The organism is Methylocystis sp. NC52PC, from assembly GCF_055698645.1.
In genome coordinates this window covers 1,556,368-1,571,164 of sequence record NZ_CP170127.1, presented here as the reverse complement: position 1 = coordinate 1,571,164, position 14,797 = coordinate 1,556,368, and the positions used below count along the sequence as shown (strand labels likewise).

Annotated in this window: 18 protein-coding genes; 9 read left to right on the top strand and 9 right to left on the bottom strand. The window is 67.2% G+C overall.

Features of this window, described 5'->3' with window-relative positions:
- Window positions 1-112 precede the first annotated feature (112 nt).
- The 4 genes from ACETII_RS09495 to ACETII_RS09480 form a co-directional block, all read right to left on the bottom strand.
- Complete coding sequence (locus ACETII_RS09495; protein ID WP_363350960.1) at window positions 113-313, bottom strand: DUF433 domain-containing protein; 201 nt, start codon at window positions 311-313, stop codon at window positions 113-115.
- Between the two features lie 119 nt (window positions 314-432).
- Window positions 433-2,061 (bottom strand): CTP synthase, encoded by a 1,629-nt coding sequence (locus ACETII_RS09490; protein ID WP_472787872.1) that lies wholly within the window; start codon window positions 2,059-2,061, stop codon window positions 433-435.
- 107 nt (window positions 2,062-2,168) lie between these two features.
- A complete protein-coding gene (secG, locus tag ACETII_RS09485; RefSeq protein ID WP_472787871.1) occupies window positions 2,169-2,852 on the bottom strand; it encodes a preprotein translocase subunit SecG in 684 nt (227 codons plus the stop codon).
- 231 nt (window positions 2,853-3,083) lie between these two features.
- Window positions 3,084-3,584, bottom strand: a complete 501-nt coding sequence (locus ACETII_RS09480; protein WP_472787870.1) for a hypothetical protein — start codon at window positions 3,582-3,584, stop codon at window positions 3,084-3,086.
- Between the two features lie 218 nt (window positions 3,585-3,802).
- Here ACETII_RS09480 and leuB point away from each other — a divergent pair, with 218 nt between their 5' ends.
- A complete protein-coding gene (gene leuB / locus ACETII_RS09475) occupies window positions 3,803-4,912 on the top strand; it encodes a 3-isopropylmalate dehydrogenase (protein ID WP_472787869.1) in 1,110 nt (369 codons plus the stop codon).
- Window positions 4,913-4,960: 48 nt separating this feature from the next.
- Here the strand turns inward: leuB and ACETII_RS09470 are convergent, their stop codons facing one another.
- A complete protein-coding gene (locus ACETII_RS09470) occupies window positions 4,961-5,371 on the bottom strand; it encodes an SRPBCC family protein (protein ID WP_363350950.1) in 411 nt (136 codons plus the stop codon).
- Window positions 5,372-5,484: 113 nt separating this feature from the next.
- On the opposite strand from ACETII_RS09470, the gene ACETII_RS09465 reads away from it, so the two are divergent.
- From ACETII_RS09465 to ACETII_RS09455, 3 genes are read left to right on the top strand one after another with little or no spacing between them, the layout of a single operon-like run.
- Complete coding sequence (locus ACETII_RS09465) at window positions 5,485-6,261, top strand: LamB/YcsF family protein (protein ID WP_363350948.1); 777 nt, start codon at window positions 5,485-5,487, stop codon at window positions 6,259-6,261.
- Between the two features lies 1 nt (window position 6,262).
- Window positions 6,263-7,018 carry a 5-oxoprolinase subunit B family protein gene (locus ACETII_RS09460; RefSeq protein WP_472787868.1) on the top strand — a complete coding sequence of 252 codons (756 nt, stop codon included), beginning with the start codon at window positions 6,263-6,265 and terminating at the stop codon, window positions 7,016-7,018.
- Window positions 7,015-8,013 carry a 5-oxoprolinase subunit C family protein gene (locus tag ACETII_RS09455; protein WP_472787867.1) on the top strand — a complete coding sequence of 333 codons (999 nt, stop codon included), beginning with the start codon at window positions 7,015-7,017 and terminating at the stop codon, window positions 8,011-8,013. The genes ACETII_RS09460 and ACETII_RS09455 overlap by 4 nt, the downstream gene beginning before the upstream one ends.
- Before the next feature lie 85 nt (window positions 8,014-8,098).
- On the opposite strand, the gene ACETII_RS09450 is transcribed toward ACETII_RS09455, so the two are convergent.
- The 3 genes from ACETII_RS09450 to gloB form a co-directional block, all read right to left on the bottom strand.
- Window positions 8,099-8,917: a DUF5765 domain-containing protein gene (locus ACETII_RS09450; RefSeq protein WP_472787866.1), complete on the bottom strand. Its 819-nt coding sequence runs from the start codon at window positions 8,915-8,917 to the stop codon at window positions 8,099-8,101.
- A gap of 112 nt (window positions 8,918-9,029) precedes the next feature.
- On the bottom strand, window positions 9,030-9,461 hold the full coding sequence (locus tag ACETII_RS09445; protein WP_472787865.1) for a cupin domain-containing protein: 432 nt from the start codon (window positions 9,459-9,461) through the stop codon (window positions 9,030-9,032).
- Window positions 9,458-10,234 carry a hydroxyacylglutathione hydrolase gene (gloB, locus tag ACETII_RS09440; protein WP_363350938.1) on the bottom strand — a complete coding sequence of 259 codons (777 nt, stop codon included), beginning with the start codon at window positions 10,232-10,234 and terminating at the stop codon, window positions 9,458-9,460. The genes ACETII_RS09445 and gloB overlap by 4 nt, the downstream gene beginning before the upstream one ends.
- An 89-nt stretch (window positions 10,235-10,323) precedes the next feature.
- On the opposite strand from gloB, the gene ACETII_RS09435 reads away from it, so the two are divergent.
- Entirely contained in the window at window positions 10,324-11,082 is a 759-nt protein-coding gene (locus ACETII_RS09435; RefSeq protein WP_405044868.1) for a class I SAM-dependent methyltransferase, read from the top strand.
- Between the two features lie 11 nt (window positions 11,083-11,093).
- On the opposite strand, the gene ACETII_RS09430 is transcribed toward ACETII_RS09435, so the two are convergent.
- A complete protein-coding gene (locus tag ACETII_RS09430) occupies window positions 11,094-11,780 on the bottom strand; it encodes an alpha/beta hydrolase (RefSeq protein WP_363350936.1) in 687 nt (228 codons plus the stop codon).
- A 614-nt stretch (window positions 11,781-12,394) separates the two neighbouring features.
- Between ACETII_RS09430 and ACETII_RS09425 the strand changes: the two genes are divergently transcribed.
- From ACETII_RS09425 to ACETII_RS09410, 4 genes are all read left to right on the top strand, one after another.
- Window positions 12,395-12,595 (top strand): DUF2905 domain-containing protein, encoded by a 201-nt coding sequence (locus ACETII_RS09425; protein ID WP_472787864.1) that lies wholly within the window; start codon window positions 12,395-12,397, stop codon window positions 12,593-12,595.
- Between the two features lie 123 nt (window positions 12,596-12,718).
- Window positions 12,719-13,024, top strand: a complete 306-nt coding sequence (locus tag ACETII_RS09420) for a hypothetical protein (protein ID WP_363350931.1) — start codon at window positions 12,719-12,721, stop codon at window positions 13,022-13,024.
- A 79-nt stretch (window positions 13,025-13,103) separates the two neighbouring features.
- The gene (locus ACETII_RS09415) at window positions 13,104-14,396 is read left to right on the top strand and encodes a leucine-rich repeat-containing protein kinase family protein (protein ID WP_472787863.1); all 1,293 of its coding nucleotides are present in this window, start codon (window positions 13,104-13,106) and stop codon (window positions 14,394-14,396) included.
- Between the two features lie 141 nt (window positions 14,397-14,537).
- On the top strand, window positions 14,538-14,747 hold the full coding sequence (locus ACETII_RS09410; RefSeq protein WP_363350927.1) for a hypothetical protein: 210 nt from the start codon (window positions 14,538-14,540) through the stop codon (window positions 14,745-14,747).
- Window positions 14,748-14,797 lie beyond the last annotated feature (50 nt).

The following is a 14,797-nucleotide window of genomic DNA, read 5'->3' as shown; positions in this document are numbered from 1 at the left end:
GGGATCACCGATATGACCTCACCCGCCGTCTTCCCGTGCGCCGCCGGCACGCCGTCGGGCAAACGTGAAGAGTCAAGGCTCGGCCAAAACGCGGATTCTTACGCGGCCTGATTCAATCACGGAAAAATGCGTAACCGAGACACGCCGAAATATCCTCATGCGCCAGGGTCGGATAATTGCGCAGAATATCGGTCTCGCTCCAGCCGTCCGCCATCAAGCCGATGATAAACTCGACCGACAGGCGCGTGCCGCGCACGACTGGCTTGCCGGCGAGCACGTCGGGGTCGAGGGTGATACGGGGCTGGTCAGTCATGCGGACGGCCTCCTTCGGGCAGTATAGATCGTCCCACGCCCTCTCCCAATCGCCCATGGGGATGGCCGGGACAAGCCGGCTATGACGGGGACGTCATAGCTGACAAGGAATGCGGAGAGTTAAACCAACCGGCTCTGCGCCTTCGCCGCCGCGATGAAACTCGCAAACAGCGGATGCGGTTCGAAGGGCCGCGACTTCAGCTCGGGATGATATTGCACGCCGATGAACCAGGGATGGTCGGGGATTTCGACCGTTTCCGGCAGCAGGCCGTCGGGCGAGGTTCCGGCGAAGAGCAGGCCGCAGGACTCCAGCCGGTCGCGATAGCCGATGTTGACCTCGTAGCGATGGCGGTGGCGTTCGGAGATTTCCGTCGCGCCATAGATGCCGGCGATGCGCGAGCCGGGCTTCAACAGCGCCTGATAGGCGCCGAGGCGCATGGTGCCGCCGAGATCGCCGTCCGCCGCGCGCTTTTCGAGCTCATTGCCCTTGAGCCATTCGGTCATCAGGCCGACGACCGGCTCGCTGCAGGGGCCGAACTCCGTCGAATTGGCCGCCTCAATGCCGGCGAGCGCGCGCGCCGCCTCGATCACCGCCATCTGCATGCCGAAGCAGATGCCGAAATAGGGAACCTTGCGCTCGCGCGCGAAGCGGGCGGCGAGAATCTTGCCCTCGGCGCCGCGCTGGCCGAAGCCGCCCGGCACGAGAATGCCGTGCACATGTTCGAGATGCGCGGCCGGATCGCCGCCCTCGAATATCTCCGATTCGATCCAGTCGAGATTGACCTTCACGCGGTTGGCGAGGCCGCCATGCGCGAGAGCCTCGATGAGGCTCTTATAGGCGTCCTTCATCTCGGTGTATTTGCCGACGACGGCGATCGTGACTTCGCCTTCGGGATTCATGATCCGCTGCGTGACGGCGTTCCAGCGGCTCATGTCGGGCTTGGGCGCCGGCTCGATGCCGAAGGCCGCGAGCACCTGCGCATCGAGGCCGGCCGCATGATAGGCGCGCGGCACGTCGTAGATGTTCGCGGCGTCGCGCGCCTCGATCACCGCCTGCTCGCGGACGTTGCAGAACAGGCCGAGTTTGCGGCGCTCCTCACGCGGAATCTCGCGATCGGTGCGGCACAGCAGAATGTCCGGCTGAATGCCGATCGAGCGCAGCTCCTTCACCGAATGCTGCGTGGGCTTGGTTTTGAGTTCGCCGGCGCTCGGGATAAAGGGCAGGAGCGTCAGGTGAATATAGATGCAGTGATGCGGCGGCAGATCGTTCTTTAGCTGGCGGATCGCCTCGAAGAAGGGCAGGCCCTCGATGTCGCCGACCGTGCCGCCGATCTCGATCAGCGCGAAATCGACATTGTCATTGCCGTCGAGGACGAAGTCCTTGATGGCGTTCGTCACATGCGGAATGACCTGGATGGTCGCGCCGAGATAGTCGCCGCGCCGCTCCTTGTTGATGATGTCCTGATAGATGCGCCCGGTCGTGACATTGTCCTGCCGGTTGGCGGGGCGGCCGGTGAAGCGCTCATAGTGACCGAGGTCGAGATCGGTCTCGGCGCCGTCGTCGGTGACGAAGACCTCGCCATGCTGATAGGGGGACATGGTCCCCGGATCGATGTTGAGATAGGGGTCGAGCTTGCGGAGCCGGACGGTGTAGCCGCGCGCCTGCAGGAGCGCGCCGAGAACCGCCGACGCGAGACCCTTGCCAAGTGAGGAAACCACGCCGCCGGTGATGAAGATGTAGCGCGCCATGGGGCTTAACGCCTAACGCCTTTCGCTGGATTTGGATAGCGTTTAATGCGCCGGAGAAGGACTCTTCCCCAGCGCCGTTCTCGATGTGGAAAGGAGGGACCCGCCGCTTACTGCGTGGGCGACTTCCACTGGGTCGGCGCCGCGGGCTGCGCGGCGGGCGCCGCCGGGGCGGGAGCGGCCGGCGCGGCGTCGGCCTTCGGCGCGGCCTCCGGCTTGGGGGCCTCGGGCTTGGGCGCCTCGGCGGCCGGGGCCGGCGCGGCAGGCGCTTCGGCGGCAGGCGCCGCCTTGGGCGCTTCCGTCACGGGCTGAGCGTCGGCTTTCGGCGCGTCGGCCTTGGGGGCCTCCGCGGGAGCCTCCGCCTTCGGAGCGTCCGCCTTGGGAGCGTCCGCCTTGGGAGCCTCGCCGGGAGCGGTCGGGGAAGCGCCCTGCTGGCGCTTCTGCTGGGCGCGCTGGAGCTGGTCGAAGATCGAATCCTTGCCGGCCTCGGGCGTCTTCTCGCCGGGCTTGACCTCTTTGAACTTGACGTCGCCCTGGTCGATGGCCTTGGTCCAGTCGTCGCCGCCCTCGGTGTGGCGCTGCCAGGCCGGCAACACGGTCAAAGCGATGCTGGTCAAAAAGAAGATCGTCGCGAGAATGCCGGTGGCGCGGGTCAGGGCGTTGGCCTGGCCGCGACCCGTGAAGACGCCGCTGCCGCCCATGCCGAGCGCCCCGCCCTCGGACTTCTGATAGAGCACGAGAACGACGAGCGCCGTCACCACCATCAGGTGGATCGCGATAATGACCTGCTGCATTTCCGACCTTCTTCGCTAGCGGAGCCCAAGCCGTAGCCAAGCTCGACGCCAATCCCTGGCGGCGCTTCTACACCATGCGGGACGCGCACGGAAGGGGGCCGGGCGCTTACGAAAATGTTGACGGCGGAGCCGCCGGCGTCGCCGAAAGGAGCGCGCGTCCTGGAAGAGGCGGCGCGAGAAAAAAAAGCGGGCCCGCGAAGGCCCGCCCTGCGTAGAGCCGCGCGCGGCTTGTCAGTAGAAGTTGCCGTCCTGGCCCTTCCACTTGCCGCCGTCCTGGTCGAAGCGGGTCTCGTCCTTGAACTCGATGACCTTGCCCGGTTCGATATATTGCTTGTCCTTGATCATCTGGTTCTGGATCGTGGTCGAGTAATAGCTCGTATTGTCGGAGCAGCCGGGCTTCGGCGCGCCGCCCTCCGGCTTGCACTGAAGATTGGCGCCTTTCGGGAAGCGCACATTCGCCGTGAAATAGAATTCGTAGCCGGCGTGGCCGGCGCCCTCGACGTCGAGCGGCCAGAAGCGGGTGATGTCGAATTTCTCGACGACGGCGGTCTCGTCGAACTTCTTCTTGATCAGATTTTCGAAAACCTTGCGCGCGTCTTCGGGCTTCGGCTCGCAGTTGAAGACGCAGAAGGCCTTGGCGGGAACAGCCCCGGCAAAGGCCGCGAAGATGGCCAGCGCGCCGATCTTGAGAAGTTTCATGGTCGCAACGTCTCCCCTCTTGAATTTGCGCATGTCCGGGGCTCGTTTGGCGGCCGCGACTCTGGCGCAATTTCTTGTTCCTTGACCTTTTTCAAGCTGCACGGCTTCGCCGCTTCGGGCAAGGGAAAGGAGCCGCGCGAATTGTCGCACGGCCGCCCGCGCGTCCCTGCCCGCGCGCCCATGTTGCGCGGGGCTCCCCGCCGCTCTATTGACGGCGCTTCTGCTTTCCCGAACGCAACGAAGAGGGTTTCATGTCCGCCTACAAGATCCTGCTCCTGCCCGGCGACGGCATCGGTCCGGAAATCTCCGCCGAGGCCGAGAAGGTGATCGACTTTCTGGGTCGGGCGGGCGTCGCCTCTTTCGAGATCGAGCGCGGACTCGTCGGCGGGGCGGCCTATGACGTCCATGGCGTGGCGATCAGCGAAGGCGACATGGCGCTGGCGCAGGCCGCCGACGCCGTGCTGCTCGCCGCCGTCGGCGGCCCCAAATGGGACGGCGTGCCCTATGACGTGCGCCCCGAGGCGGGCCTCCTGCGCCTGCGCAAGGATCTCGGCCTCTTCGCCAATTTGCGTCCCGCGATCTGCTATCCGGCGCTCGCCGACGCCTCCTCGCTCAAGCGCGAATTGGTCGACGGGCTCGACATCATGATCGTGCGCGAATTGACGGGCGGCGTCTATTTCGGCGAACCCAAGGAGATCACCGATCTCGGCGACGGCCAGAAGCGCGCCGTCGACACGCAGGTTTACGAGACCTATGAGATCGAGCGCATCGGCCGCGTCGCCTTCGAACTCGCCCGCAAGCGCCGCAACAAGGTGACCTCGTCCGAGAAGGCGAACGTCATGAAATCGGGCTATCTGTGGCGCGAGGTCATTACCGCGCTGCACAAGCGCGAATATGCGGACGTGCAGCTCGAGCACATGCTCGCCGACGCGCTCGCCATGCAGCTCGTGCGCTGGCCCAAGCAGTTCGACGTCGTCGTCACCGACAATCTGTTCGGCGACATGCTGTCGGACGAAGCCGCCATGCTCACCGGCTCGCTCGGCATGCTGCCCTCGGCCTCGCTCGGCGCGGCCGACGCCAATGGCAAGCGCAAGGCGATGTACGAGCCCTGCCACGGCTCGGCGCCCGATATCGCCGGCAAGGGCGTCGCCAATCCGATCGCCATGATCGGCTCGCTCGGCATGGCGATGCGCTATTCCTTCGACAGTCCCAAGGCCGCCGACGCCATCGACGCGGCCATCTCCGGCGTGCTGGGCAAGGGCCTGCGCACCGCCGACATCAAGGGCGACGCGCCCGCCTCCATCTCGACGCGCGAGATGGGCGACGCCATCGTCGCGGAATTGAAGACGATTCTGGCGTAAGCGGCTCCCGCTCACGTCATGTCGGGCTCGTCCCGGCCATCCGCCAATTCAGGCGCTCGCGGCGAGACCGGCGAGCGCCTGTTCTATTTTCGGCCCCCAGGTCTTCTCGCGAAAGCCGAAAAAATCGCGCGCCTTGTCGATAAGGCCATTGCGCCCGGCGACGACGCAGTCGACGCGCGTTTGCGCCCCTTCCGGGGCGAGCGCGATGGTCGCATGGCTTTCCGCGCCGCCGCCGTTCACGAGCCTCAGAACCACGCGCGCATTCGGCTCCGTCTCAACGACGGAGACGGCGCCGAGCGGCGCCCAGGAGGCCGGATCGGCGGCCAGCGCGAAAACCCGGCTGGCCTTGCCGGCGATAGCGGCCGTGCGCCTCACGGCGTAGCGGTCCGATTGCATGATGAGCGCCGCAGCGAGCAGCGCCAGCAGGAAATAGAGAAGAACGAGCGCGACGCCGACCATGAACGCCTCCTCTGAAACGCCTTCAGGCGTCAACGTAGCGCGCTCGTGGCCGCTGGCCACCGCCGCGCCGAGGAACCCCTGTCCGCGAGCGTCGAACACGCTAGGATGAGGGCATGACCAAAGCGGCCAAAAGCGTCGATCTCAACGCCGATCTCGGCGAAGGCTATGGCCCCTGGCGCATGGGCGACGACGACGCCATGCTCGGCATTGTCACGAGCGCCAATGTCGCCTGCGGCTTTCATGCCGGCGATCCCGACATCATGGCGAGGACGTTCGCGCGCGCGCGGGAGAAGGGCGTCGCCGTGGGCGCCCATGTCGCGTTTCCCGATCTCATCGGCTTCGGACGCCGGCCCCTGCCCCTGACGGCGATCGAAATCGAGCGCGCGGTCGCCTATCAGATCGGCGCAGCGCAGGGGCTCGCGGCGCTCGCCGGCCATCGCGTCGCCTATGTGAAGGCGCACGGGGCGCTCGCCAATCTCGCCGAGAAGGATGTGGAGGTCGCCGACGCGCTGGCGCGGGCGACGCGCGCCGTCGACGCGTCGCTGACATTGCTCGCCATTGCGCGTTCGGAACAGGTTCGGGCCGGCGAACGCGCCGAGCTGAAGGTGGCGCATGAGATTTTCGCCGACCGCGCCTATGTCGACGACGGACGGCTGCAGCCGCGTGGCCAGCCGGGCGCGGTTTTGGTCGACGCCGACGCAGCGCTGGCCCGGGTCCGCGCGATGCTCGCCGAGGGCGCGCTCGTGACCATTTCCGGGAAGCGCCTGCCGACGCCGATCGACTCGATCTGCGTGCATGGCGACTCCGCCCACGCCGTCGAGATGGCGCGGCGCTTGCGCGCGGGCCTCGAGGCGGAGGGCTTTGCGCTGCGGGCCTTCGTCGAGGCGTGACATGTACGACGCCGGACCGCGCTTTCTCGATCAGGGCGAAACGGCGCTCACGGTCGAATTCGGCGACGTCGTCGATCCCCGCGTCAACGCGCGCGTGCTGGCCCTCGACGAGGCCTTTCGCGCCGCCCCGCCCCCCGGCGTGAAAGAGACGACGCCGACCTATCGCTCGCTGCTTGTTCATTACGAGCCGCTGGCGATCTCCCGCGCTGCGCTGATCGCGTGGATCAATGACCGCCTCGCGCGCCCTGCGGCCGGAGAGAAACCGTCCAACCCGAGCGCCGCTCACGCCGACGGCGCAAACTGGGCCGTCCCTTGCTGCTACGATCCGGCGCTCGCCGAAGACATCGTCGAGGCGGGGGCTCTGCTGGGCCTGTCGCCGGCGGCGCTCGCCGCGCAACATGCTGGCGCCCTCTATCGCGTCTATATGTATGGCTTCGCGCCGGGGTGGTGCTATCTCGGCGGCCTGCCGGAGGCGCTCGCATTGCCGCGACGCCTGGCCCCGCGCGGGCCGACCCCGCAAGGCGCCGTGCTGATCGGCGGCGGCCTGTCCCTCATCGGCGCCAATCCCATGCCGACCGGCTGGTATGTCATCGGCCGCACGCCGGAGCGGCTCTTCTCCCCGCAGCGGAACCCGCCCTTTTTCGTCGCGCCCGGCGACGCATTACGCTTCGAGCCCGTTGACGCCGCGACGTTCGCGGCGCTGGAATCCCGTGCGGCGGCGGGCGAGACGGTCGCCCGGCGCGAGACGGGGGCATGAGCGCGCGGCTCCTCGTCCATGCCGCCGGGCCGGGCGTCACATTGCAGGACGTCGGCCGCTTCGGCTATTCGCGCGTCGGCGTGACGCCCGCGGGGCCGATGGACTGGCCGGCCTTTCTGACAGCGACGCGGGCCGTGGGCGCGACCGTGGCGCTGGAAGTCTCGCTCGGCGGCGTCGAGCTTGCGGCGGAGGGCGCGACCCTCGCCGTCGCCATCGCAGGCGGAGCCTTCGATATCCGGCTCGACGCGACGTCGCTCCCCCACGCCGCCGTTGCGCCACTTGCGCCCGGCGCAAGGCTCGCCATCCGCGCCGGGCCGACGGGAGCCTGGTGCTACGTCGCGGTCGGCGGCCGCATCGACGTCGCGCCGACGCTCGGATCGCTTGCGACCCATTCGCGCTCCGGGATCGGTCCCCCGCCGCTTCGCTCCGGCGACGCCCTGCCCGTCGTCGACGTCGCCCCCGCGCCAGCCGAGCCGCAGAAATTGGATGCGCCCTGGCTCGTGGACGACGACGCGCCCATCCGCGTCATGCTCGGGCCGCAGGACGATTATTTTGCGCCCGAGTCGATCGCGGCGCTGCTCGCGGCCGAATGGCGGGTCGGGGCGCGCAGCGACCGCATGGCCTATGCGCTGGAGGGGCCGCGGCTGACCCATGCGCGCGGCCATGACGTCGTCTCGGACGGCGCCGCCATGGGAGCCATCCAGATTCCCGGCTCCGGCGCGCCCTTCGTGCTGATGGCCGATCGCCAGCCGACCGGCGGCTACCCCAAGATCGCGACCGTCATCGGCGCCGACCTCGGCCGCATGGCCCAGCGTCGCCCCGGCGCGGCGCTGCGGTTCACGGCGGTCGATTGGGACGCGGCGGTCGCGGCGCGCGCCGCGCTGAAAGCGCAAGTCGCGGCCGGCCCTGTTTTGAGGCCCCTCGCCGCCGAACTCTCCACTGAGGCGCTGTTGGCGGTCAATCTCATCGGCGGCGTGGTGAACGCGCGAGATTAGCAGCTCGCCCGCCGTCATGGCCCGGCCAGGACAGCGGGAGCGGCGGCGATCGGATAAAGCGCCGAGACGCCGAGGCGGCGGCCCTTTACTCCGCCGGCTCCTCGATCTTCACCAGCACTGGCGTCTCGTCGACCGGCGCGGGCGCCTCGACGGCGCGGCGGCGTTTCCACCACTTCCAGACCATCATCCACCAAGGATCACCGACATGCAGGTGATAGCGCAGCGGCGTCTTGATGATGGCGAGCACCAGGCCGATTGAGAACAGGCACCAGACGGCCGGCCATTCATTGATGTTGCTGGTCGTCAGCCCCGCGAGGAACGGGCCGGCCAACCAGGAGAAAAGAATGAAGCGCCAGCTGCCGTAGAGCGTCGGGATGAAGAAGGACATCAGCGGATAGCCGAGATAGCCGCGCCCGAGCCAGGCGTTGTCCGCCATGCTGTTGCCGATGCCGTTGGTCGGCAGCAGCCAGGCGATGTGCCATTCGCCGCGCACCGTGCACAAAACGTCGCCGCAGAGCGGCCGGCCGATGGCGCAGTGGCCCGCCCAGCTGAACGGATAAAGCTGGATCAGCATGGCGATGGCCGCGACGAAACAGCCGAAATAGGCCCAGGGCGCGACGATGCGCGCGCTGTCCTTGGGCATGAAGTAAAGCGCAACGGCGTTGATGAAGAAGGGCTGAAACGTAATGTGAAGATAACCGAACATGGTCATCATCTGATTTAAGGGCGAGTCGCATTGGTTGAGGACCGAATAGGCGACCGCCTGAAGCGACTCCATGCTGGCGAAATACAGAAGGCAGATCCAGAGCGCCATCGGCTCCGGGTTCTTTTTCAGAGCGGAATAGGCCGCGCCGGCAATGCCCGTGGCCGCCAATACAGTCGAAGCTTCCCCGCTCCAGCACATGGGTGTCGTTTCCTCTGATTTTCTTTTACGCGCCCCGATACACCATCCCGGGAAAAGCAAAAAGCCCCCGCTCTTGAAAACGGGAGCGCTCGCTCCAGGCGGTTTTCGGGTCCTAGGGAATTTCCCCCGGCGCGGCGAGCTCGAAATGGGCGAATTCGAAGCCCGGCGCGACCGTACAGCCGACGAGCGTCCAGGCGCCGAGGCTTTTCGCCGATTGCCAGACCCCCGCCGGCACGATCCCCTGGGGTCGCTCGCCGCCCAAGAGATCAGCGCCAAGCCGCAAGACTGTGCGGCGACCCTCGTCGTATAGCGACAGTTCCAGCGGCGCGCCAGCGTGCCAGTGCCAGATTTCCGCGGCGTCGACCCGGTGCCAGGCGGAGATCTGGCCGGCCGGCAGGAGGTAGTAGATCGCGGTCGAGGCCGCGCGCCCGCCGCCGCCCTCGGGGTCGCGGAAGGTCTCGCGATAATAGCCGCCCTCGGGATGGGGCGCGAGGTCGAGGAGGCGCGCAACCTCCTGCGCAGAGAGACCGGACAGAGCGCTCATCCGGCGAAGCGGTTCTTGCGTTCGCGCATTTCGGCGAAGACGGCGAAGGGGTTGGCGTCCGCCATGCCCATCGCCTTCTTCACCTCCGGGTCCTCCACGCGCAGGAAGGGGTTGGTGGCGTTTTCGAGCGCAATCGTGGTGGGGAGGGTGAACTTGCCGGCGGCGCGCAGTTCGGCGACGCGTTGCACCCGGTCGCGCAGCACGGGGTTTTCCGGGTCGACCGTGAGGGCGAAGCGGCCGTTCGCCTGCGTATATTCGTGGCCGCAATAGATCAGCGTCTCGCGCGGCAGATTGGCGAGCGTTTCGAGCGACAGCCGCATCTCGTCGGTCGTCCCCTCGAAGACGCGGCCGCAGCCGAGCGAGAACAGCGTGTCGCCGACAAAGACGGCCTCGTCCTCGGGAAAATAATAGGCGACGTGGCCGGTCGTGTGGCCCGGCGTGGCGATGACCCTGGCGCGGGCGGCGCCGATCGCCACCTCGTCGCCGTCGGACACCGCCTGATCGAGCGGCGGCAGGCGGTGGGCGTCCGCCGCGGCTCCGACGATCTTCATCTGAGGAAAGCGCTTCTTGAGCGTTTCCGCTCCCTCGATGTGGTCGAGATGATGATGGGTGATGAGGAGATGCGTGACCGGCCAGCCCCGCCGCTCCGCCTCGGCGGCGATCGCCGCGCCGTCGGGGGCGTCCACGGTCGCCGTCGCGCCCGTCCGCGCATCGTGAACCAACAGCCCGAAATTATCGTTCAGGCAAATAAACTGCGCCACCTCTATGGACATGCCGATCTCCGCATTATTGATCCGCATCATAGCGGAGGCGCGCAAAAATGCGACCAGGTCAAGCCTTGCCACGCTGAGAGAATAAGAAGATGATCCGGCCCATGGCCCCCGACGTGGTGGAACTGAGAGCCTTTTACGAAACCGCCCTGGGCGAGGTGGCGCGCCGCGTGGTCGGGCGCCTGCTGCGGACCCGCTGGGATGACCATGCCGGCATGCGGGTGCTCGGGCTCGGCTATCCGACGCCCTATCTGGACGGGTTTCGCGAGAAGGCTCAGCGGGTTCTGGCCTTTATGCCGGCGACGCAGGGGGTCGTGCACTGGCCGCTCGACGGCCGCTCGGCCACGGCGCTGGTCGAAGCCTCGATGATGCCCTTGCCCGACGCCAGCATCGACCGCCTGCTGCTGGTGCATGCGCTCGAGGTCGAGGAGCATCCGCAGGATTTGCTCGAGGAGGTCTGGCGCATCCTCGCCCCGGGCGGGCGGGTGGTGATCATTGCGCCGAGCCGCACCGGCCTTTGGGCGCGCCTCGACACCACGCCTTTCGGCCATGGCCACCCCTATTCGCGCGGCCAGCTGCAGACGCTGCTCCAGGAAGCGCAGTTCCTGCCGGTTTTCTGGGGCGAGGCGCTGTACGTGCCGCCCTTCCAGCGCGTGACGCTGCTGCGCTCGGCGCCCGCCTTCGAGCGCATCGCCGGGCGCTTTTCACTGCCCGGCGGCGGCGTCCATGTCGTCGAGGCGATGAAGCAGCTCTACCGGCCGGCGCTGCGCCGGGCCGTGCGGCGCGCGCCCGTCATCGCCGAGCCGGAGCTCGAGCCGGCGCTCGAGCCCGAGGGCGCCGAGCCGGCGTGAGGCGCGCGGCCTTAGCGCCGACCATAGTCGACCTTGATCCCGAACGACTGCGCCAGAAACAGCGCCCCATGGATCAGCCCCGCGTTGTCGATGCCATGGCCGAGGCCGGCTGACATGTGCCACTGCGTCGGCACGCCGATGTCGGCGAGCGAACCGGCGGAGAGCAGCAGGGCCTCGGCGGGGATCAGTTCATCCTCCTCGCCATGAACGAGCAGCACCGCGGGCGGGGGATTTTGCGGCGCCGGTTCGGAGCCGGGCGTCGCCGCGCCGAGCACATGGATGCCGGAATAGCCGAGAATGGCGCGGGGCGGGATGCGACGGCGCAGGCCGGCGTGCAGGGCCATCATCGTGCCCTGGCTGAAGCCGACGAGCGCGAGCGCACGCTCGTCGAAGCCGCGCTTGGCGAGCTCCTTGTCGAGAAAAGCGTCGAGCGTGGGGCGGGCGGCGTTGACCCCGCGCCAGCGCTCGTCCGGATCGCGGGTGAACAGCGGGAACCACTGCCGCCCCATGGGCGACATGGCGCACCGCTCGGGCGCATGCGGCGCGACGAAATCGGCGTCGGGGAGAAAGCCGCGCCATTGGCGGCCGATCTCGATGAGATCCTGGCCGTCCGCGCCGAATCCATGGAGAAAAACGACGAGTTGCCGGGCCTTGCCGGATTTGGCCGCGACCCTCGGACCGTCGATCTCAACCGTCATGACATGCTCCCCTTACGCCGGTCCGGGACGGGCCGCGGACCCGGGCGTTTTCTGTCTTGAAGCATCCCCGGCGCGACGAGAGTCGCGACGTCTAGGAACGCTAAAGCTCTCGGGGGTTGTCGCTCGAAGGTCAAGAGGGCTCGTCAGGAGCCGGGCATGCGGCGTCTCAACGGCCGCAGCTTCAAAACGACGTGTTCACAACGAAGCGAAGAATTTTGAAGGCGAAGATGAAGGCGCCAGCCAGCGTGCCGTGCTTCACCATGGTCATTGCGAGAAAAATATGGTCCGGCCTCATCATGTTTCGTAACCCTTCCAAATACGCTCACGGCGCCGCGCGCGGCTTCCTGCATTCCCGCGGAGGAGAAGAGACGTTTTAAGGTTCGGGGCGTCTGCGTCTCGATCAGGCCCTTGCGAAAGGCGCGCCATTACGCCTTCTTTCGACTGAGCAATTTCGTCGCACCCTTGGCGACGCGCTCCATCTCGAAAACCTTGCGTCGAGGTAGCTTTCGACAGGCGCTTTTGCAAGCGATAGCCTTCGTAATCGGGCGTTTCGCGACAATATGTCACTTCGGGAACGCAGCGTGCGTGGAAGCTCCAATGACAGGCGTTTCGATATGCCGAGACTGTTGATCTTCGTGGGCGTTGCGCTGATCGCGCTCGGCCTCCTGTGGTCGCTCGGGGAGCGGTTCGGACTGGGCCGACTGCCCGGCGACATCGTTTTCGAGCGCGGCAATATCCGGGTTTATTTCCCGCTCGCGACGTCGCTCTTCCTCAGCCTCGCATTGAGCGTCGTCTTCTGGCTCCTCAACCGCTGAGATGGGCGCGCGGCATGGCCGTGGCGCTTCGTCTTTTGACGCGGGCGTCAGGAACAACCCTTGGCGCCTCTGGTTGATCGATTACGCAAAACGATGGGGGCGGCAAAGGCCGAGGGTGTCGACATGCAGATCTTCAAACGAAATCGTGAACGTGACGCCCGCGACATCGGCGGCGTCGTAGCCCGGCAGGCCTCGGCCGCGGCCGATCAGGCGCAGCGCATGATGGAAGAGGGCGTCGACCAGGCCAATCGCGCGATCGCGACTGCGCGGGAGCAAGGCGCGCAGGTTGCAGAAAACGCGGGCGAAGCCATGGAGGAATGGCGCTCGAGTCTCGAGACGGCGGTGCGCGCTCAACCGATTGCGGCGCTGGCGATCGCAGCCGTCGCAGGCCTCGCCATCGGCGCGCTGTGGCGCAGCGGCGAAAGATGAGTTGACAGGCGAGGCGTCGCACCCGCCTCGCCTCTCACGCAACTGGCCTGTGGGCGGCGGCTCTGCTATGAGCCCCGCCATGGAGCCGCAACAGACACTCGAGGCGCTTCGGCGCGGCGACCTCGCGGGCGCGCGCGAATTGCGCCTCCCGGGCCTCGCCGAGTTCCCACGCGAAGTTTTCGGATTAGCCGAGACGCTGGAAGCGCTCGATCTCGGCGGCGGGGAATTGCGCGAACTGCCCGACGACATGGGCCGCCTGCGCAAATTGCAGGTGCTGTTTTGCTCCAATAACAACTTCGCGATTTTGCCGCCGTCGCTCGGCGACTGCGCCGCGCTGCGCATGATCGGCTTTCGCCGCACGGGACTGCGCGAAGTTCCGGGCGAAGCGCTGCCGCCGCTCCTGCGCTGGCTCACGCTGACCGACAACCACATCGAACGCCTCCCGGACGCGCTCGGCGAAAGGCCGCATTTGCAGAAGCTGATGCTTGCCGGCAACCGGCTCGATTCCCTGCCCGCCACATTGCGTTACGCGGAAAGGCTCGAACTGGTTCGGCTGAGCTCGAACCGTTTCGACGCGCTGCCGTCGTGGCTTCGGACGCTGCCGGTCCTCGCCTGGATTTCATGGGGCGGCAATCCTTTCGAGCGCGAGATCGAGACGGCGGCGGCCGCGCCCGCCGCCTGGGCGCATCTCGAGGTCGACGCGCTGTTGGGCGAAGGCGCCTCGGGACGCGTGCACCGCGCCACCTGGCGCCGGAACGGCGACGCAGGGCGACCCGTCGCGCTGAAGATTTTCAAGGCGGCGATGACGAGCGACGGCCTGCCCGCGCGCGAAATGGCCGCTTGTCTCGCCGCCGGAGACCACCCCAATCTGACGGCCGCGCTCGGCCGGCTGACCGATCATCCCGACGGCGCGCAGGCGCTGCTCATGCCGCTGCTGCCGCCGCACTGGCGCCGGCTCGCCGATCCGCCGAGCTTCGAAACCTGCAGCCGCGACGTTTACGACGCCGGAATGCGCATGTCGGCCGACGCCGGGCGCGCCCTTGTGCGCGGCGTCGCGGCGGCGGTCGCGCATCTGCACGCGCGCGGCCTGATGCATGGCGATCTCTACGCCCATAACATTCTGTGGGACGAGGCGAGCGGAGAGGCGACTCTGGGCGATTTCGGCGCCGCCTGCGCCCTGCCCTCGGGCGATGAAGGCGACGCCTGGCGCCAAATCGAGGTCCGCGCGTTCGGATTGCTGCTCGACGAAATTTTGGATCGTTGCGCGCCCGCACCCGACGGCGGCGAAAAACTGCGCGGTCTGGCGCGCGCCTGTGTCCAGAAGAATGTGCGCGCCCGACCGCTTATGGCGGAAGCGCTGAAGGAAATCTGACCGCCTCGCGAAGCAATGGCGAGCGCCTCTCCGCCTCGCATCTGCGGCAAAATGCGGAATTGCCCTGCTTTGCTTTTGTTCTAAGCTTTGCGGGTCGCCGTCGCATGTAGAGGCGGCGACCCTTGAAAAAGGGGGAGAGCCATGACGAGGCAAGACTTCATCGTCACGGACCAGTCGAGCGTATGGTTGTTCGAGCCCCTGACCGAAGCTGCGCAACGCTTCGTCCGCGAGAGTGTGAACGTGGACGAGTGGCTGTGGCAGGGCCAGCGCTTCGTCGTCGACTATCTGTCCGCGGGGGCGCTCGCCGAAGACCTTCAGGACGAGGGCTTCTCCGTCGTTACAAAGCACTGACGAAACACCCTCACCCGGCGCCTTCTTGGCCTCTCCCGCGAGGGAAAGGC